The following is a 19,609-nucleotide window of genomic DNA, read 5'->3' on the forward strand; positions in this document are numbered from 1 at the left end:
TTTCTTAACCTTCTGAACCTGTTGCTTGCGCAACGGTATGCATATCCTTGTCACCGCGGCCAGAAAGGTTGACCAAGATAGTCTTGTCTTTTGACAAGGTCTTAGCAAGCTTGCAGGCATAAGCAATGGCGTGTGAAGACTCAAGCGCAGGAATGATGCCTTCAATCTGGCAGCAATCATGGAATGCTTGGAGCGCCTCTTCATCTGTAATGGCCACATAATCTGCGCGACCAGAATCTTTTAACCATGCATGCTCAGGACCAACACCGGGATAGTCCATGCCAGCAGAAACAGAATGTGTTTCAGAGATCTGACCATTTTTGTCTTGCAATAAATAAGTACGGTTGCCGTGTAACACGCCAGGCGTACCAACGCACAAGGCTGCTGAATGCAAACCACTTCCCAGACCATGTCCTGCTGCCTCAACACCAACGAGTTTCACTTCCGGGAAATCAATGTAAGGATAAAAAATGCCCATCGCATTAGAGCCGCCACCAACACAAGCTAAAACATAGTCAGGTTGACGACCAGTCATCTCTGGCATCTGTACTTTGCACTCTTCACCAATCACACTCTGAAAATCTCTCACCATCATTGGATAAGGATGTGGTCCTGCGACAGTGCCGATGATGTAGAAAGTATTATCTACGTTGGTAACCCAATCCCGCATCGCTTCATTGAGCGCATCCTTCAAAGTCTTGGTACCAGATTCCACCGGAACTACCTTAGCACCAAGGAGTTTCATGCGAAATACGTTTTGCGCCTGACGGGCTACGTCCACAGAGCCTTGATAGACCGTGCAGTCTAAACCAAAGCGAGCGCAGATCGTTGCTGTAGCAACACCGTGCTGCCCTGCTCCTGTCTCAGCAATAATGCGAGGCTTACCCATGCGCTTGGCCAACATCGCTTGACCAATCACGTTATTAATCTTGTGTGCGCCAGTGTGATTTAAATCTTCACGTTTCAGATAGATTTGTGCGCCACCCAGCATTTCGCTCCAACGCTTAGCGTGATACACAGGTGAAGGTCTACCAACAAAGTGCTTTAACTCGTAATGAAACTCTTCAATGAATTCTGGATCGTACTGATACTTTGCATAAGCTTCTTTAAGCTCATCTAAGGCAAACATCAATGTCTCAGAAACAAACACGCCGCCGTAAGGACCGAAGTGTCCTCGTGCATCTGGCTTGTCGTACATAGCTACCTCTTTTGATTTATCTACAGCAAATTATTGGGATGATGCTTTGGCATCCGCTGCGCGCACTGCTTGAACAAATTGGGCCATGAGCGCAGGATCTTTAACACCCCTGCTGCTTTCTACGCCACTACTGACGTCAACCGCGCAAGGATGCAGGCGTGCAATGGCCTCGCCCACGTTGTGCGTGTTCAATCCACCACTCAAAACGACCCGAGGCGCGTTTTCGCTTACCCATGTCTGTGGAATCCCCTGCCAATCAAAAGGAACGCCCCCGCCACCGTATCCTTCAACCAAGGCATCCAGCAGAAAAGCGTTTGCATCCCCATATTGTAGGGAAAAATCGTCAAAAGCGAAGCCAGTTCCTACACGAGCAGCCTTCATCCAAGGCTCGCCTGCAGCAAGCTGGGCACAGCGCTCTGGGGTCTCATCCCCATGAAACTGCCATAAGGTGATTGAGGCGGCAGCCCGAATTGCGGCAAATTGCTCATCTGTAGCATTTACAACCAATCCAACGGCATCCACCCCTGCTGGGAGCCTGGAAATGAGTTGGGCCGCAATATTGGGGCTCACAGCGCGTACGCTGGGTGGATAAAAGACGAAGCCAACGGCATCCACCCCTGCAGAAACAGCGGAATCGATGTCAGCAGCCGTTTTTAAGCCACAGATTTTGACCCTAGTTCGGTCCGGAGAATATGTCAGCAAGCTCATAAATGAATGATAAGGCCAAGGGCCTTTATTTCCCTTGCGCTCTCTTTTGTTTCCCAATGACCTGATCTGGCAGCCAAGAGTTTTCCAACCAAGGCTGGGGGATGGCATATTCGTCCGGATAAGTGATTTTGGCAAAATACAGGCCATCGGCCATAAAAGTAGGAGCGGCGATTTGCCTATTCTTAGCAGCCAAGACTTCGGCCATCCACTCCGGCTTTTGTCTACCCTGACCAATTTGCAAAAAACAGCCGACTACATTGCGGATCATGTGATGCAAAAAAGCATTTCCCTGAATTCGAAAATATAGCCATGGTTGCTCAGAAATAATCTCAATGGAGTAAATCTTTTTTACCGGTGTTTTGCTCTGGCACTCGGATGAACGAAAAGAACTAAAGTCGTGTTCGCCAATCAAGCACTCAGCTGAATTTTTCATAGCCTCTACATCAAGCCATTGATTTGGTGGCACCAGTAAGTAACCTGCGCGTGAGTGCGACATCGGCGAACGACAAGGTCCCGCTTGCAAGGCATAAATATATTCACGCTCATACGCAGAGAAGCGCGCACTGAACTCATCAGAAACTGGTTTTGCCCAGTTGACCACAATCGATGACGGTAAGAATGAGTTCACTCCCCTTACCCATGAAAAGTCTTCACGATCAACATTGGTATCGAAGTGAACAACCTGCCCCAAGGCGTGAACACCGGTGTCGGTTCTTCCTGCGGTAATCGTATGAATGGGATGTTCTGCACAAGCCTGCTCACCAACAAAGGCTGTAATGGCCTTTTCTAATTCATCTTGTACTGTGTTGTGATTAACTTGGGTTTGCCAGCCTGAGTAGGGGCTGCCGTCATACTGAAGGCCAAGGGCTATGCGCATAGTCTAGGTATTGCGATGCGAGATTTCTGCCAACAAGCCCTGCGCTTCAATGGTGATGGCTGGGTCGACAGAATTACTGATACGAAGCACTTCATCCAAAGACTTTTTAGCTGCAGAGAAATCTTCAATCGTGATGTAAGCACGCGCTAGATTTAATTTGACGCGCAAAGTATCTGCAAGTGGATTTGACGCTGGGGCAGCAGTTGTTACGGGAACCTCTTTTGCAGGCTTTGAAAGATCAAGATCTATGCCATCAAACAATGCCTTTGCACGAGCCGGCATTTCAAAATGAGAGCTGGCTGCAGGTTTATCATTTTTAGCAACATGATGTGTATCAGCATGAAAGCTTGGTGCCTCTGAGCGACGCGCATTGCGGGCTAATCCCCAGAGCAATAAACCTGTCAAGCCAATCAAACCAATAGCCAGGATAGCCGGGCCAAATCCACCTAAGCCAAAATTGCTGTCGACTGCTTTCTTCTCCTTAGATTTATCTAGAAGTCTATGTAAGTCAGCGATATTCTTTTCTAACTCTGCAACCCGAGCTTTAGTCTGCTCCAACATCTTCTCTTGAGCGACCAACTCTTCAGTGTAGCGACGCTCTTGATCGTTGCCATCAGCGCTTGAACCAATCTTCAGTCGATCCTTAGGAACAACTTCCCCTGTTTTAGCATTACCTGATTTTCCATTAGCAGCGCCCGCGTCTTTTTCGTCATGTTCAGTGCGCCACTGTTCGTTAGCATCTGCTACAAACTGATTGGCCTCTGTCGGACTAATGGAGCGCAGCAGCGCCTGACTGGGTTTGGACAACTCAGCTCCGGCGGCCAAGCGATTGATACTACCGCTAGCAAACGCATCAGGGTTGGCCTTATACAAGGCCATCATGGTTTGATCTAAGTTAGCACCATCCAATTGAGGCGCCATGATGGCAGCTATTTCAGATAAGGACTGACCAGGCTTTACGGTGATCTTCTGCACATCACCGAGTAACAATGTGAACGTCTTAGTAAGGCTGCCGCTAGACCAATTGAGATTAACCAATACATCTAAGAATGGATCATCAGTCATCGGCACAGAATTGACCGTCTCTACCAAAACCATCAGTTGCTCTTGACGATTGCGATACACCATTGCCTGCGGATTGAGGTCAAGAATCTTTTGTGAAATGCCTAAGCGCTCATAAGATGCCTTATTAGGCATTGTCACGTTCAGGGTAGATAAAGCAGCTTGCTCATCTGCACCAACTCGAACTGGGATCTCTACACGCAGTGGCTCACCGGGACGGGACTGAAGTTGAGGAGCGCCCAAGCTAATCGCACCAGCAATAGATGACCAACTAAGCAGAACAACACAAAGTAGCTTTAAGCCTAGTTGACCAATACGAAACATAAAGGCTTAATTACTTCTCAAGCAAGATGCGTAACATGCGGCGCAATGGCTCAGCAGCACCCCACAAGAGTTGGTCACCAACAGTAAAGGCGCCCAAATAATCTGGGCCCATTGCCATCTTATGCAAACGGCCAATAGGTACAGTCAATGTACCGCTTACTGCTGCAGGTGATAAATCACGCTCAGTAGTTTCGCGATCATTCGGCACTACTTTGACCCACTGATTATCTGCAGCCAAAATCGCTTCGATTTCTTTGAGTGGAATATCTTTTTTCAGCTTAACGGTCAAACCTTGTGAATGGCAACGCATTGCGCCAACACGCACACACAAACCATCAATTGGAATGCTGCCAGGTGTACGGAATGCAGGACGACCTAAGATCTTGTTGAACTCAGCGCCACCCTTCCACTCTTCTTTAGTTTGTCCATTCTCAACAGGTACGTCGATCCATGGAATCAGGCTACCCGCTAAAGCAGTATTGCGGAAATTCTTATTCGGGAAATCAGCGGAACGTAATGTCTCAGTAACCTTGCGGTCAATATCGAGAATCCAAGAAGATGGATCCGCCAACTCAGTAGCTACACTGTCACGCAAAGCACCCATTTGCAGTAATAGCTCACGCATGTTTTGAGCACCAGCACCAGAAGCTGCTTGATAAGTCATCGCGCTGATCCACTCAACCATGTCAGCCTTAACCAAACCACCCATAGCCATCATCATCAAACTCACAGTGCAATTAGCACCGATCCAATTCTTCCCCCCAGCGGCTAAAGCCTTATCAATCACCGGGCGATTAACGGGATCCAAAACCAATACTGCGTCATCCTTCATGCGTAACGCACTAGCTGCATCAATCCAGTGACCATTCCACCCTGCTGCACGAAGCTTGGGGAAGATGTCATTGGTGTAGTCACCACCCTGGCAAGTCAAGATGATGTCGCAACGTGACAATGTTTTGATGTCATTCGCATCTTGCAAGGCGCTTTCGGTCTTAGTCACTTTTTGACCATTGAGCAAAGGTACCTCACCACCCGCTTGGCTGGTACTAAAAAATACAGGCTCGATTAGGTCGAAATCTTTTTCAGCCAACATCCTCTCCATGAGAACGCTGCCGACCATACCGCGCCAGCCAACTAAACCAACTAAAGGTGTTTTTGAATTTGCCATGATGAACTATCTAGTGAATGTGTTTGTTTTGCTTCTTGTTTTGCTTCTTGTTTTGCTTCTTGTTTTGCTTCTGTTTAATATCTTACGCAAGCGCTGCAACTACAGCATCGCCCATTTCAACCGTTGATACTTTTTTCGTGCCCTCGGTGTAAATATCGGCAGTACGCAATCCTTGTGCCAATACTTTCTGTACCGCACTTTCAATACGATCCGCTTCTGCAGGCATGCTTAATGAATAACGCAACATCATTGCAGCCGACAAAATAGTTGCCAATGGATTGGCGATGCCCTTACCAGCAATATCGGGTGCAGAACCATGACTTGGCTCGTATAAGCCCTTGTTGTTCTTATCCAGGGATGCAGATGGCAGCATACCAATGGAGCCAGTCAACATAGCAGCCTCATCAGACAAGATGTCACCAAACAGATTGCCGGTTACCACCACATCGAATGCTTTAGGTGCTTTAACCAACTGCATTGCAGCGTTATCCACATACATATGGGATAACTCAACATCCGGATAGTCTTTAGAAACCCGAATCATGACTTCACGCCAAAGCTGTGAAGTCTCCAAGACGTTTGCCTTGTCTACGCTGCACACTTTTTTACCGCGCTTGCGTGCTGCCTCAAAAGCAACATGTCCAATGCGCTCCACTTCAGGCTCGCTGTAATGCATAGTGTCAAAACCTTCACGAGCGCCCTTGAACAAAGGCAACTCTGAAGTGCGAATACCGCGTGGCTGACCAAAATAAATATCTCCATTAAGCTCACGCACAATCAAGATATCCAAGCCGCCAATGATTTCTGGCTTAAGGCTGGATGCAGCAGTGAGCTCTGGGTAACAAATGGCTGGTCTGAAATTAGCAAACAACTCGAGGTGTTTGCGTAAACCCAAGATGGCTTGCTCCGGACGCAGTTCACGTGCAAGTGTGTCGTATTTCCAATCACCTACCGCACCAAACAAAATAGCATCCGCTTTTTTAGCGAGCTCTAGGGTGGCTGGTGGCAAAGGATGTCCAGCGATGTCATAAGCTGCTCCGCCTACGGGAGCTTCTTCTAAATCAAACTTTGGGCCAAGCGCTTGGAGCACTCGAACAGCTTGAGCAACGATTTCCGGGCCGATACCATCGCCCGGTAGAACTGCAATTTTCATGAAAGGCCTTTAAATCAACGAAATTACGGCAATTGTGTCGCAAGCCAAGGCATTTTTAGAATGCGCTCGGCTTCATAAGCCTTGATTTTATCTGCATGTTGCAGGGTTAGGCCAATATCGTCTAAGCCGTTAAGAAGGCAATACTTTCTAAATGGGGCCACTTCAAAGCTATAAGCAGTGCCATCAGGGGCAATAACCTGCTGTGCTGCTAGATCGACTGTTAATTGATAACCGTTAAACGCTTGTGTTTCGTTAAAAAGATGGTCAACCTGCATTTCAGTCAAAACAATTGGCAAAACACCGTTTTTGAAGCAGTTGTTGTAGAAAATATCTGCAAAACTAGGCGCAATCACCACTCTAAAGCCAAATTGATCCAAGGCCCAGGGAGCATGCTCACGGGAACTGCCGCAGCCAAAGTTCTTACGAGCCAACAGAATGCCAGCGCCTTTGTAGCGTGGTTGATTGAGAACAAAATCAGGGTTGATGGGACGTGTGCTGCAATCTTGACCAGGCTCACCATGATCGAGATAGCGCCATTCATCAAACAGATTTTGACCGAACCCAGTCTTCTTGATTGATTTAAGAAACTGCTTCGGAATAATGGCATCGGTATCCACGTTCTCGCGATTAAGCGGAGCAACTAAACCTTTGTATACCGTAAATTTTTCCATGATTCGACTTTTACTCTAAATGTTTACTTCACAGGGGTAACAACAACATCCTTACCCTTGGTTTGAGATTGATTATTTTGCGCATTGCCAGATCCGCCCATGGAAGTTCCCATGTTCTGCAAGTCTTTACCAACACCTTCCATGGTGCTGCTACAGGCAGAAATAATAATTCCAGCGACGCCAATAATTGCTAGTCTAGAAATTAAAGAGGGTGAAGAAAATTTCATTGATCAGTTTCCTTATGAAATCTTACGTACGTCAACAAAGTGACCTTCGATCGCCGCAGCAGCAGCCATCGCAGGGCTAACCAAATGCGTGCGACCACCATTACCTTGACGACCCTCGAAGTTACGATTCGATGTTGAGGCGCAACGCTCTCCAGGCTCCAAGCGATCAGCATTCATGGCTAAGCACATAGAACAACCTGGCTCACGCCATTCAAAGCCAGCAGCCTTGAATATACGATCCAAACCCTCACGCTCTGCTTGTGCTTTTACCAAACCAGAACCAGGTACAACTAGTGCCAACTTCACATTAGCAGCTACTTTCTTACCTAGACGATCGACCACCTTAGCAGCAGCACGCATATCTTCAATGCGGCTATTAGTGCATGAGCCGATAAATACTTTATCTATAGAGATGCTGCTCAATGGTGTATTTGGTACAAGGTTCATATACTCCAAAGCACGCTCCATTGCTGAACGCTTATTTGGATCACGCTCTTTTTCTGGGTCAGGAACACGTTCACTAATCGCCAGCACCATTTCTGGTGAAGTTCCCCAGGTAACCTGTGGAGCGATTTCTTCTGCACGCAATTCAACTACGGCATCAAACTTTGCATCAGGATCTGAATGCAAGGTTCTCCAATATTGCAATGCCTGCAACATCGCTGGGCCCTTAGGCGCATATGGACGACCCTGAATATATTCAATCGTAGTTTCATCTACAGCAACTAAACCAGCGCGCGCGCCAGCTTCAATCGCCATATTGCAGATAGTCATACGACCTTCCATTGAAAGGTTGCGAATGGCTTCGCCAGCAAACTCTATGGTGTAACCCGTACCACCTGCAGTACCAATCTTGCCAATCACTGCAAGAACGATATCCTTAGCAGTGGAGCCTGGCTGCAGACGACCATCAACACGCACCAGCATGTTTTTGCTCTTCTTCATGAGCAACGTTTGGGTTGCCAATACATGCTCGACTTCCGAAGTGCCAATACCGAACGCCAGAGCACCAAAAGCACCATGCGTACTAGTGTGAGAATCACCACAAACCACGGTCATGCCAGGTAAGGTTGCACCCTGCTCTGGCCCGATGACGTGAACAATCCCTTGTCGGGTGTCATTCATCTTGTATTGGGTAATCCCAAAGGCATCGCAGTTTTGATCCAAAGTATCTACTTGCAACTTAGATATCGGATCAGTAATTCCTTCGGAGCGATCCGTCGTTGGTACGTTGTGATCAGAAACTGCCAAATTAGCGGAGATACGCCAAACTGGACGGCCAGCCAAATTCAAACCCTCAAATGCCTGGGGACTGGTTACCTCATGAAGCAACTGACGATCGATATAAATCGTGGCTGTGCCATCTTCTTCAGAGTAAACAACGTGGTCGTCCCACAATTTGTCATAAAGCGTACGAGACATGAGAGACCTTAAATACCTTATTTACGAACCGAGATGTTCGGAACCTTGCGCGCTGTTTCACCCACGTACAACTGACGTGGACGTCCAATTTTGTACTCAGGATCAGTGATCATTTCTTCCCACTGAGCAATCCAACCTACTGTTCTTGCCAGTGCAAAAATACAGGTGAACATTTCTGTTGGGATACCTAAAGCACGTTGCACGATACCTGAGTAGAAGTCTACGTTTGGATAGAGCTTACGGCTTACAAAATAGTCATCCTCCAAAGCAATCTTCTCAAGAGTCATGGCCAACTTGAACAATGGATCATCTTGGAGACCCAGTTCATTCAATACTTCGTAGCAGGTTTCACGCATCAACTTTGCACGCGGGTCAAAGTTTTTATAAACGCGGTGTCCAAAGCCCATCAAGCGAACGCTTGAGTTCTTATCTTTTACTTGAGCGATAAATTCATGAATCTTATCTACGCCGCCATTCGCTTGAATCTCATTCAACATCTGCAAGCAGGCTTCATTTGCACCACCGTGAGCTGGGCCCCAGAGGCAAGCAATGCCAGCAGAGATCGCTGCAAAAGGATTGGTGCCTGATGAACCACACAGACGCACAGTTGAAGTGGAAGCATTTTGCTCATGATCTGCATGCAATGTAAAGATGCGATCCAAAGCACGAACCAATACTGGATTTACTTTGTACTCTTCACATGGTGTTGCAAACATCATGCGCATAAAGTTAGCGGTGTATGACAAAGAGTTATCAGGATAGATAAATGGTTGACCTACAGAATATTTATAAGCCATCGCAACCAAAGTTGGCATCTTCGCAATCAAACGAATTTGCGCTACTTCGCGGGCTTTAGGTTGGCTGTAGTCAATCGCATCATGGTAGAAGGCAGCCATTGCACCAACCAAGCCGGTCAATACTGACATTGGATGCGCATCGCGACGGAAACCGCGCAAGAAGAATTGCATTTGCTCATGAACCATCGTGTGGTGCATGACCATTTCTTCAAAGTCTTTTTTCTCAGCGGCATTTGGTAAGTCGCCATTTATCAAAAGGTAGCAAACTTCCAAGAAGTCGCAGTTATTAGCTAAATCTTCAATTGGGTAGCCGCGATAGAGCAACTCACCCTTATCGCCATCGATGTAGGTAATTTTGCTATTACATGACGCAGTAGATAAGAAACCTGAGTCGTAAGTGAACTTACCAGTCTGACCATAGAGCTTACGAATGTCGATTACATCAGGACCCACTGTCCCCTTATAAATTGGCAGATCAATATCTGGTGTTCCATCCGAAAACGAGAGTTTTGCTTTGATGTCCGATTCAATCATTTCTAATCCTTAGTCATTCAAAAATATGATTAATACACTATTCGCTCATGCGCCTATACAACTACTGCACCAAAATACTGAATTACTTCTCTCTCAGCCTTTGTAAAACCATCCTAAAAGAGTCTGTTTGCATCTCTTTCTCCAGGCTGGCTACAGAATCTTTGCGACCTATCAATAAATCCATTAAGTCGTTGTCATCTAAAGCTAATAACTGGCTTAATACCTTTCCATCTTCTACGCTTAATTGAGTACCGTAACGCTCAAAGAAACGCTGCAGAATTAAATCGTTCTCTAGCAAGCCCCTACGAGCATCACTCTTTAAACGATATAACTCTGCATTGCCGAGGGTCATACTGCCCTACGAACCATCAACTCCTTGATCTTGCCAATTGCCTTCGTTGGGTTCAAGTGCTTAGGACATACGTCTACGCAATTCATGATGGTGTGGCAACGGAACAGGCGGTATGGGTCTTCCAAATTATCCAAGCGCTGATTGGCATCTTCATCACGGCTATCAGCTATAAAGCGATAAGCCTGCAGTAAACCAGCTGGGCCAACGAACTTGTCTGGATTCCACCAGAAAGATGGGCATGAAGTTGAGCATGACGCACACAAGATGCACTCATATAAACCGTTCAACTCTTCACGCTCTTCTGGGCTCTGGAGACGCTCTTTTTCAGGAGGTGGATTGTCATTTACCAAGTAAGGCTTGATTGACAAATACTGTTTGAAGAACAAAGTCATGTCGACGATCAAGTCGCGCACTACTGGCAAGCCAGGCAATGGGCGCAACGTGATGACCTTAGGTAAAGTCAACATATTGGTCAAACAAGCCAAACCATTTTTACCGTTGATGTTCATAGCATCTGAACCGCACACCCCTTCACGGCATGAGCGACGATAAGAAATAGACTCATCTTGCTTCTTCAAAGAAATCAAAGCATCTAACAACATACGCTCACCAGTGAGTTCCAACTCATAACGTTGCATGCGTGGAGCAGCATCAACATCTGGATCGTAGCGGTAAATTTCGAATATACGGATATCACTCATCTTCTATCTCTTTTGCTTAGAAAGTACGTTCTTTAGGAGGGAAGGACTCAACAGTGAGAGGCTTCAAGACAACTGGCTTGTAAGAAAGCTTATTTCCCTCGCTGTACCAAAGGGTGTGCTTCATCCAATTCTCATCATCGCGCTCTTGATGGTCATCATGCGAATGCGCACCACGACTCTCTTTACGAGCTGCAGCAGAAATCATAGTTGCATTTGCAGTCTCAACTAAGTTGGCCACTTCCAAAGCCTCAATACGTGCTGTATTGAAAATCTCGGATTTGTCTTTAACCCATAAGTGCTTAGCGCGCTCTGTCAATTTAGCCATTTGACGAACACCTTCATCCATCAACTCTTGATTACGGAACACGCCAGCATATTTCTGCATGCACTTACGAATATCGTTTGCAACGTCTTGCGCGTACTCGCCTGAAGTGGAGTTATCCAACTTCGCAATACGCTCCAATGTTTGCTCACCAGCATTCGCAGGCAACGGCTTGAACTCGCGATTTTTCAGATCTAGGCCAACAATGTGGTTGCCGGCTGCACGACCGAATACCAAGAGGTCAAGCAATGAGTTAGTGCCTAAGCGGTTCGCACCGTGAACGGATACACATGAACACTCACCAATTGCATACAAACCATTGACGATTTCATTGTGAATGCCGTTAGCCGGCACAACCACTTGACCATTGATGTTAGTAGGAATGCCGCCCATCTGATAATGAATCGTAGGTACTACTGGAATTGGTTCTTTAGTGACATCCACGTTCGCAAAGTTAATACCAATCTCATATACAGAAGGCAAACGCTTCATGATGGTCTCAGCACCAATGTGCGTCAGATCGAGCACAACATAGTCACCGTTAGGACCGCAACCGCGCCCTTCTTTGATTTCTTGGTCCATACAGCGGGATACGAAATCGCGTGGAGCTAAATCTTTATAGGTTGGCGCATAACGTTCCATGAAACGCTCGCCATCTTTATTACGCAAAATACCGCCTTCACCGCGGCAACCTTCTGTCAACAACACACCTGCACCAGCTACGCCAGTTGGGTGGAATTGCCAGAATTCCATATCTTCCAATGGAATACCTGCGCGAGCGGCAAGGCCCATACCGTCGCCGGTATTAATAAACGCGTTTGTCGATGCATCCCAAATACGTCCTGCACCACCGGTTGCCAACATCACAATCTTGGCTTCCAAAATATAGACCTGGCCTGTTTCCATTTCGAGTGCAGTAACGCCAACAACATCACCTGCATCATCACGAATTAAATCGAGCGCCAACCACTCTACAAAGAAGTTTGTTTTAGCGCGCACGTTACGTTGATACAAGGTATGCAGCATGGCATGCCCAGTGCGGTCAGCAGCAGCACAAGCACGTTGCACAGGCTTCTCGCCATAGTTTGCTGTGTGGCCACCGAATGGACGCTGATAAATCGTGCCATCTGGATTACGGTCAAACGGCATACCAAAGTGCTCTAACTCGTAAACCACTTTAGGAGCTTCGCGACACATGAACTCGATCACGTCTTGGTCACCCAACCAGTCAGATCCTTTGATGGTGTCGTAGAAGTGATAGTGCCAATTATCTTCACTCATATTGCCTAATGAAGCACCGATACCACCTTGTGCAGCAACAGTATGTGAACGTGTTGGGAATACCTTAGTAAGTACTGCAACATTCAAGCCGGCTTCAGCCAACTGCAATGATGCGCGCATACCAGAACCACCTGCCCCAATAATCACCGCATCAAAACGGCGGCGTGGCAATGATTTTTTAATTGCAGTCATCGAATTACACTTTCCACAAAATTTGCACGGCATAGGCCGCACAGGCTACGAGATACAGAACAGTTAACACTTGAAGTGTTAAACGAATGCTGACGGGCTTGATGTAATCCATCCAGATATCGCGGATACCAATCCAAGCGTGGTAGAACAAGCTGATAAATGCTAAGAGCGTCAATAACTTCATGAATTGGTTGCTAAATAAAGCAGACCAACCTTCATAAGTAGCGCTGCCAGTAATGCAATAGTCCACTAACAAAACAATCGTAAATACCACCATCACTATCGCAGTAACGCGCTGGATGATCCATTCTTTAAGGCCGTAGTGCGCGCCTACAACTAAGCGCTTTGGTCCAATTTGATAAATAGGCATGAAATTTCCTTAAATGATGTGCGCTTAGTACACGCCGAATAATTTGAGACCCACTACAGCAGTCAAAGCCAAGCCGAGGAACAAAACAAAAATGGCCGAACGATTTGCTTCAGACTTCTCAGCGCCGATTTCTAAGTCAAGTAAGAGATAGCGAATACCAGCACAGAAGTGGTGCAAGAAAGACCAAATCAAGCCAAGGCAAATAATCTTGACCAAAATGTTGCCGGTGAAAGCTTGGAATTTTTGATAACTCAACTCAGAAGCGAGGCTCTGGTCGAAGAGATACAAAATAAATGGCAACAAGAGGAACATCGCTGCCCCGCTAATGCGATGAAGAATTGACACTTTACCGGCCCAAGGAAGGCGGTATTTAATCAACTGGGCAAGACCAATATTTCGGTAAACCGGTCTATCTTTTTTTACATTTTGCTGTGAATCAACCATGGGTAATCTCTATCTTTAGGTGGAGGTTCATTGTGGTTTTGTTGTATCGCAACATATTCTATTGGAAACCTTAGGGCTGGTGGGGATTTTTACGGGTTTATAGGGGTTTAATAGGGGTTTTAACGGATATGTTCATCAACGCGCTTAGTTCAATTTGTTTTCGTAATGCTGCTCTGAAGTGTCGTATCTAGCGTGACGAATTTCTACTGGTTTATTCCCGTAGGTGAAAGCCACCCGCTCTACAGAAAGGAGTGGTGCTCCCTCTTCCAGATGCAGATGTTTTGCCAGCATTTCATCAGCAGCTACAGCCTTAATTTTTTCTTCTGCACGCACCATATGGGTGGCGTAATGCCCCTCATAAAATGCGTAGACGGGACCATGCCAAGCATTAAGCACTTCAAGGTCCAGACCCTTAAAACGGGCTCCAGGCAGAAAAATCTCTTCAAAAACAATAGGTTTGCCTGCAAAGCTCTGAACCCGATCAATATGAATAATGGGGTCCCCTGCCTTTAATTTGAGCAAATTAGCCACATAAGTCGTAGCCTCGACCTTTTCACAGGTCAAAAACTGGTTGGTCAGGTGAAATTTCTCACCAGAATCCGGGGCTAAACGTAAAAAACGGTACTGCCAATCATCCTCTTGATGGGTCGCGACAAAGGTGCCCTTACCCTGCCGTCGAACTAATAGATTTTGGGCCGCAAGCTCGTCAATAGCCTTGCGAACGGTACCCTGACTGACGGCATAACGGGCTGCAAGCTCCATCTCACTGGGAATGGCCATTCCTGGCAGCCATTCCGAGGCTTGCAAACTAGCCAAAATCATCGCCTTGATCTGTTCGTACAGAGGGCTAAATGAGGCAACAGGCAAATTTACATCAGACAAATTAACTCCAGGCCGTGTCAATTGGATAAAATTCAAAGTAATTCTAGTCTTATATAAGACATCATTGACAGTGTAAAGCTAAAGTCCCTACACTTGAATGGATAATAGAAAAGTTTTCATTAATTAACCCTCTTAACCAACTTCTGGAGTTCTCAGTAATGGCAAAAGCCCCAATGCGTGTCGCTGTAACCGGTGCAGCCGGTCAAATCGGATATTCCCTTCTATTCCGCATCGCCAATGGCGACCTGCTAGGCAAAGATCAGCCCGTCATCCTGCAATTGCTTGAGATTCCTGATGAAAAAGCTCAAAAAGCCTTAACTGGCGTCATGATGGAGTTGGAAGACTGCGCATTCCCGCTATTGGCAGGTATGTCAGCACACTCTGACCCAATGACCGCTTTTAAAGATATCGACGTTGCCCTTTTAGTTGGCGCACGCCCACGTGGCCCTGGCATGGAGCGTAAAGACTTGCTCTCCGCTAATGCACAAATTTTCACAGCTCAAGGCAAAGCATTAAATGCAGTTGCTAAGAAGACTGTAAAAGTGTTGGTTGTTGGTAACCCAGCAAATACCAATGCGTACATCGCCATGAAATCTGCTCCAGATATTCCTGCCAAGAATTTCACAGCCATGTTGCGCTTGGATCACAACCGTGCCCTCTCACAATTGGCTAGCAAGTTGAACAAGCCAGTAGCTGATATTGAGAAATTAGTTGTATGGGGCAACCACAGCCCAACAATGTATCCAGACTATCGCTTTGCAACGATCGATGGCAAGTCAGTCAAAGACTCTATCAACGATGCAGCTTGGAACAAAGATGTATTTATTCCTACGGTTGGTAAGCGTGGCGCAGCCATCATTGAAGCGCGTGGCCTGTCTTCTGCAGCTTCTGCAGCCAATGCGGCGATTGATCACATTCATGATTGGGTTCTCGGTACTAACGGTAAGTGGGTAACGATGGGTATTCCTTCTAAAGGCGAATACGACATTCCTGCTGAAGTGATTTATGGCTTCCCAGTGGTTTGCGAAAACGGCGAATACAAAATGATCGAAGGTTTAGAGATCGATGCATTCTCCCGTGAGCGCATGACCCACACCTTGAATGAGTTACTCGAAGAGCAGGCTGGCGTTAAGCACTTGCTCTCATAAGGAAAACTAGATGAAGAAAAACCTTCTCGCCATTAGCCTTGTGCTTGCTAGCGCTTTAGGCGCTGCAAATGCATTTGCTGATGAAGAAGTATTTACTTGGACCTGTCAAGAAAGCAAGCAATTCAAAACTACTGGCTCAACTGAAAAGATCCGCTTAACTTGGGAATCCAAAACGTATGATTTGGATCGCCAAACTTCATTGCCGGGCAGCCTTCGTTACAAAAATACCAACTCTGGTTTCGACCTAGTGGTATTGGGGAACAAAGCAATGCTATTTAACATTAAAGCGGGTGTACGTCTTGCCGATTTCTGCCAAACAGCAGATATGAGATCTGGTAAGTTGCCACACTTGTTTGCTGGCGCAGAACCTTTTGTGCAGAATTAATTTCTCACACTGCATCAAATAAAAAAGCCGAGATTTCTCGGCTTTTTTATTGCTTAGTGTTTCTATTATTTTATTGATATATTTTTCTTTTGCTTCTTTGTTTTGCCTCTTTGTTTAATCTAGTGAAACAAAGGTTGCTGTGATGGTGCATCGTCTGGCATTTCGGCGTGAACTGCTTCACCTGAGCGATCTGGAAATAAAGGTGCACCACAGTCATCGCAGAGTTCTGGATCAAACAGCATGGCATGTCGGAATACATCCTCCACTCCTGCATCATGCAAGGCATCACAAATCTTTTTAATGGGACTCTCATCATCTGACAGGTCGTTTAAGGCGTCGCTTGCCACGCTTTCTCTGTCATACAGAGGCCAGATCACTCCATACATTACTTCGGATGAACCTTTTACACTGAACGATATTCGATACTCATCCGCCTGCTCTTCTCCAAAGGCGCCGACCACACACGATAAGCCAGCAGGCAATATCCCGAGAGTGCTCTCTAAGAAATTGACTGCTGCACGAATACTCAAAGGTCGCACGTGCTTATCAGCCAAACGGCAGTTTGTGAAATAAGCCTCCGGTAAGAGCAGCTCAAATTCACAACCAGGGAGTAGAGATGCTATCGGCTCCTGCATAGCAGTTTGCCAACCAATCAAACTCACGCCACGCTCTTGGCGAGCCGGTGGTTCTGCCTGCCAGCGGAAAATGGGAGAGCCGCTCGGCGCACTTAAGGCGGCAATAATAAAGCGTGGATCCGCTAATACGGCAATCGTTTCCGACATGTTACGCAACTCAAGCTTGACATCTTTTCCGGAGATTGCCGCGGTTGCCAATGCTTCTGTCAGCACGCGCGTTTGACAATGGGAATGCGGCATTTGATCAATGCTGTAAAGCCAAGGAACAATAGCAATGCGCGTGTCAGTTGAGGCAATAGCGCTATGTAGGGCCTGAGCAGTTGACTCAATAATATTGACAGGTAATGGCCCGGATGGAATCTGATAACGAGTATGCGCAACGATAGGCATTGCTAGTAACAATACATCCCACTCCTGCCCTTCATGCTCAACCCTCAATGACTCAGCCAAGGTTTCTGCAATGTCGGCAAGTACTTCAAAGGCTACTGTATTGATACGGAAGGTTTGATCTAGGGCGGCATCAATCACATTTTGATTTTGACTTTTGAGCAAGCGCATTAAGCGTACGTTCAAGCGCTCTTCCCAGAAGCGATCCTCGATCTGACTGCCAGATGCGGCCAAAGAAATAGCGTCAGCCACCATCTTCTCCACTTCTGGAGAATTCCGTTGCGATGCTTTAGTGCGATGCACGGCCATTATTTTCTTTCTGCCCTTCTAAATACAGGCTTATCTACTTTTGATTCAGCGGCATAGTACTTGTAGCCATCCAAATTAAAGCCCTTTAAATCAGCGGGATCAGTAATGCGATTCTCAACCACATAGCGAGCCATCAAGCCTCGAGCTCGCTTGGCATAAAAAGAAATGATCTTGTACTTACCATCCTTGGCGTCCTGAAATACCGGGGAAATGACCTGGCAATCCAATTCTTTAGGTTGGAGTACCTTGAAATACTCCTCTGAAGCCAGGTTCAGTAGTACTGGCTTCTTTTGCTTTTCTAAAACCTTTTTGATGGAATCGGTTACGCGACTCCCCCAGAATGCATAAAGATCCTTACCTCTGGCGTTTTTGAATGAGGTGCCCATTTCTAAGCGATAAGGCTGCATCAAATCCAGAGGCTTCAGCGCGCCATAAAGGCCGGACAAAATTCGGATGTGATCTTGGGCAAACTCTACCGCTTTGGCATTCAGCGTTTTAACGTCAAAACCATCATAGACATCCCCATCAAAGGCATAAATCGCCGGCTTACTATTTTCTTCTGTGAATTTTTTAGACCAATCCCGGTAGCGACCAACGTTCAAAATAGCCAACTGATCGGATAAACCCATCAATTTGGCAATGTCTTGCGGTGCTAGTTTCTTGAGATCAGCAATAAGCTTGGCTGATTCCGAGACAAACTCGGGCAAAGTGGGTGACTTGACCTTGGCGGGGGTCTTGTAATCCAAGGATTTAGCAGGTGAAAGAACGATCAGCATGGCACAATTTGTTTATGTATTTTTACCATTCTAGCGACTACCGAATATATCCGCTGTAAAAGGCCGATCATTACCCCTGCCCTCATGAACCCGCTAGAGACACCCTCTTTTCCAAGTCGCCTACCAAAAGTTGGAACCACCATCTTTACGGTGATGTCCTCCCTGGCCGCAGAGCATCAGGCGATTAATCTTGGGCAAGGCTTTCCGGACTTTCCATGCGACAGAAAACTGATTGCTGATGTGAATGCCGCCATGTTGGCAGATCACAATCAATACCCCCCTATGGCTGGAGTTGCAGAACTTCGTCATGGCATTAGCCATAAGATCAGCCGTTTATATAGTCACCACTACGACGCTGATACTGAAATCACAATTACCGCAGGTGGCACACAGGCCATATTTACAGCCGTACTCTCTTGCGTTGGTCCTGGCGATGAAGTCATCATCATTGAACCCGCCTTTGACTGCTACCGACCTGCAATAGATTTAGCTGGGGGCAAAACGATTGCCATTTCATTGCAGGTCGTACGTGATGAATCAGGACAAGTGGCTTCGTATCAAATTCCGTGGGATGTATTGGCAAATGCTATTAATCCTAAAACGCGACTCATTCTGATTAACACTCCGCATAATCCAACTGGCATGGTGTGGGATAAATCAGATCTTGATCACCTAGCAGCCTTAGTTCGCGATACTTCCGCCTTGATTCTGAGTGACGAAGTCTATGAGCATATGGTCTATGACGGCGCCAAGCACCACAGCATCTCCTCTCATCCAGAGTTAGCAGCTAGGAGCTTTCTAGTTTCTAGCTTTGGCAAGACCTATCACGTCACTGGTTGGAAAGTGGGTTATGTAGCTGCGCCATCTGCGCTGACAAAAGAATTCCGCAAGGTACATCAGTTCAATGTATTTGCCGTCAATACCCCCATGCAATATGGCTTGGCTGCTTATCTTACAGATGAAAACCATTATTTAAATCTTCCGGCCTTTTATCAAGCTAAGCGAGATTTTTTTAGGACTGGCTTAAGTAAAACCAAATTTACATTGCTTCCTAGCCCCGGTAGTTATTTTCAATGCGCTGATTACTCGGCACTAGGAATCCCCCAGGCCAAATTGAATGAGGCTGATTTTTGCAAATGGCTTACTAGTAAAGTTGGGGTAGCTGCTATTCCAGTTTCTGCTTTTTATGATCAACCGACCGAGTCTGGCGTCATTCGTTTTTGTTTTGCAAAGCAAGAGCAAACTCTCGCCAATGCGTTACAACGCTTACAAAATTTATAGAGG

21 protein-coding genes are annotated in these 19,609 nt (G+C 46.5%); 3 read left to right on the forward strand and 18 right to left on the reverse strand.

Features of this window, described 5'->3' with window-relative positions; genetic code table 11:
* Positions 1-4 precede the first annotated feature (4 nt).
* From trpB to ICN37_RS09030, 16 genes are all read right to left on the reverse strand, one after another.
* On the reverse strand, positions 5-1,198 hold the full coding sequence (trpB, locus tag ICN37_RS08955) for a tryptophan synthase subunit beta (RefSeq protein ID WP_216156818.1): 1,194 nt from the start codon (positions 1,196-1,198) through the stop codon (positions 5-7).
* 30 nt (positions 1,199-1,228) lie between these two features.
* Positions 1,229-1,906: a phosphoribosylanthranilate isomerase gene (locus tag ICN37_RS08960; RefSeq protein ID WP_215321911.1), complete on the reverse strand. Its 678-nt coding sequence runs from the start codon at positions 1,904-1,906 to the stop codon at positions 1,229-1,231.
* A gap of 25 nt (positions 1,907-1,931) precedes the next feature.
* Positions 1,932-2,783, reverse strand: a complete 852-nt coding sequence (gene truA, locus ICN37_RS08965; RefSeq protein ID WP_216156821.1) for a tRNA pseudouridine(38-40) synthase TruA — start codon at positions 2,781-2,783, stop codon at positions 1,932-1,934.
* A 3-nt stretch (positions 2,784-2,786) separates the two neighbouring features.
* The gene (locus ICN37_RS08970) at positions 2,787-4,169 is read right to left on the reverse strand and encodes a FimV/HubP family polar landmark protein (protein WP_216156824.1); all 1,383 of its coding nucleotides are present in this window, start codon (positions 4,167-4,169) and stop codon (positions 2,787-2,789) included.
* A 10-nt stretch (positions 4,170-4,179) separates the two neighbouring features.
* Positions 4,180-5,337, reverse strand: coding sequence for an aspartate-semialdehyde dehydrogenase (gene asd / locus ICN37_RS08975; RefSeq protein WP_216156827.1), 1,158 nt, complete (start codon positions 5,335-5,337; stop codon positions 4,180-4,182).
* Between the two features lie 82 nt (positions 5,338-5,419).
* Positions 5,420-6,490 carry a 3-isopropylmalate dehydrogenase gene (leuB, locus tag ICN37_RS08980; protein ID WP_215321907.1) on the reverse strand — a complete coding sequence of 357 codons (1,071 nt, stop codon included), beginning with the start codon at positions 6,488-6,490 and terminating at the stop codon, positions 5,420-5,422.
* 23 nt (positions 6,491-6,513) lie between these two features.
* Entirely contained in the window at positions 6,514-7,161 is a 648-nt protein-coding gene (leuD, locus tag ICN37_RS08985; protein ID WP_215321906.1) for a 3-isopropylmalate dehydratase small subunit, read from the reverse strand.
* Positions 7,162-7,184: 23 nt separating this feature from the next.
* On the reverse strand, positions 7,185-7,388 hold the full coding sequence (locus tag ICN37_RS08990; protein WP_215321905.1) for a hypothetical protein: 204 nt from the start codon (positions 7,386-7,388) through the stop codon (positions 7,185-7,187).
* A 12-nt stretch (positions 7,389-7,400) separates the two neighbouring features.
* On the reverse strand, positions 7,401-8,810 hold the full coding sequence (gene leuC / locus ICN37_RS08995) for a 3-isopropylmalate dehydratase large subunit (RefSeq protein ID WP_216156830.1): 1,410 nt from the start codon (positions 8,808-8,810) through the stop codon (positions 7,401-7,403).
* Between the two features lie 17 nt (positions 8,811-8,827).
* Entirely contained in the window at positions 8,828-10,141 is a 1,314-nt protein-coding gene (gene gltA / locus ICN37_RS09000) for a citrate synthase (protein WP_216156832.1), read from the reverse strand.
* An 82-nt stretch (positions 10,142-10,223) separates the two neighbouring features.
* Entirely contained in the window at positions 10,224-10,493 is a 270-nt protein-coding gene (locus tag ICN37_RS09005) for a succinate dehydrogenase assembly factor 2 (protein ID WP_215321902.1), read from the reverse strand.
* Entirely contained in the window at positions 10,490-11,194 is a 705-nt protein-coding gene (locus ICN37_RS09010; protein WP_216156835.1) for a succinate dehydrogenase iron-sulfur subunit, read from the reverse strand. The genes ICN37_RS09005 and ICN37_RS09010 overlap by 4 nt, the downstream gene beginning before the upstream one ends.
* A gap of 16 nt (positions 11,195-11,210) precedes the next feature.
* A complete protein-coding gene (gene sdhA, locus ICN37_RS09015; RefSeq protein ID WP_072582238.1) occupies positions 11,211-12,989 on the reverse strand; it encodes a succinate dehydrogenase flavoprotein subunit in 1,779 nt (592 codons plus the stop codon).
* 4 nt (positions 12,990-12,993) lie between these two features.
* Positions 12,994-13,359 (reverse strand): succinate dehydrogenase, hydrophobic membrane anchor protein, encoded by a 366-nt coding sequence (gene sdhD, locus ICN37_RS09020; RefSeq protein WP_072582237.1) that lies wholly within the window; start codon positions 13,357-13,359, stop codon positions 12,994-12,996.
* A gap of 24 nt (positions 13,360-13,383) precedes the next feature.
* The gene (gene sdhC / locus ICN37_RS09025; RefSeq protein ID WP_216156838.1) at positions 13,384-13,803 is read right to left on the reverse strand and encodes a succinate dehydrogenase, cytochrome b556 subunit; all 420 of its coding nucleotides are present in this window, start codon (positions 13,801-13,803) and stop codon (positions 13,384-13,386) included.
* 144 nt (positions 13,804-13,947) lie between these two features.
* Positions 13,948-14,685 (reverse strand): GntR family transcriptional regulator, encoded by a 738-nt coding sequence (locus ICN37_RS09030; protein ID WP_216156840.1) that lies wholly within the window; start codon positions 14,683-14,685, stop codon positions 13,948-13,950.
* A 158-nt stretch (positions 14,686-14,843) separates the two neighbouring features.
* Between ICN37_RS09030 and ICN37_RS09035 the strand changes: the two genes are divergently transcribed.
* Both ICN37_RS09035 and ICN37_RS09040 read left to right on the forward strand, forming a co-directional pair.
* Entirely contained in the window at positions 14,844-15,833 is a 990-nt protein-coding gene (locus ICN37_RS09035; protein WP_072582234.1) for a malate dehydrogenase, read from the forward strand.
* 10 nt (positions 15,834-15,843) lie between these two features.
* A complete protein-coding gene (locus ICN37_RS09040) occupies positions 15,844-16,218 on the forward strand; it encodes a hypothetical protein (RefSeq protein WP_216156843.1) in 375 nt (124 codons plus the stop codon).
* 119 nt (positions 16,219-16,337) lie between these two features.
* On the opposite strand, the gene ICN37_RS09045 is transcribed toward ICN37_RS09040, so the two are convergent.
* Together ICN37_RS09045 and yaaA are read right to left on the reverse strand one after the other, a co-directional pair.
* Positions 16,338-17,549, reverse strand: a complete 1,212-nt coding sequence (locus ICN37_RS09045; protein WP_216156846.1) for a DUF2863 family protein — start codon at positions 17,547-17,549, stop codon at positions 16,338-16,340.
* The gene (gene yaaA / locus ICN37_RS09050; protein WP_216156848.1) at positions 17,549-18,325 is read right to left on the reverse strand and encodes a peroxide stress protein YaaA; all 777 of its coding nucleotides are present in this window, start codon (positions 18,323-18,325) and stop codon (positions 17,549-17,551) included. Before yaaA ends, ICN37_RS09045 begins: the two co-directional genes overlap by 1 nt.
* Positions 18,326-18,409: 84 nt before the next feature.
* Here yaaA and ICN37_RS09055 point away from each other — a divergent pair, with 84 nt between their 5' ends.
* A complete protein-coding gene (locus ICN37_RS09055) occupies positions 18,410-19,606 on the forward strand; it encodes a pyridoxal phosphate-dependent aminotransferase (protein ID WP_216156851.1) in 1,197 nt (398 codons plus the stop codon).
* Positions 19,607-19,609 lie beyond the last annotated feature (3 nt).

Source organism: Polynucleobacter sp. P1-05-14, assembly GCF_018881675.1.
In the GTDB taxonomy this organism is placed as follows: Bacteria; Pseudomonadota; Gammaproteobacteria; order Burkholderiales; family Burkholderiaceae; genus Polynucleobacter.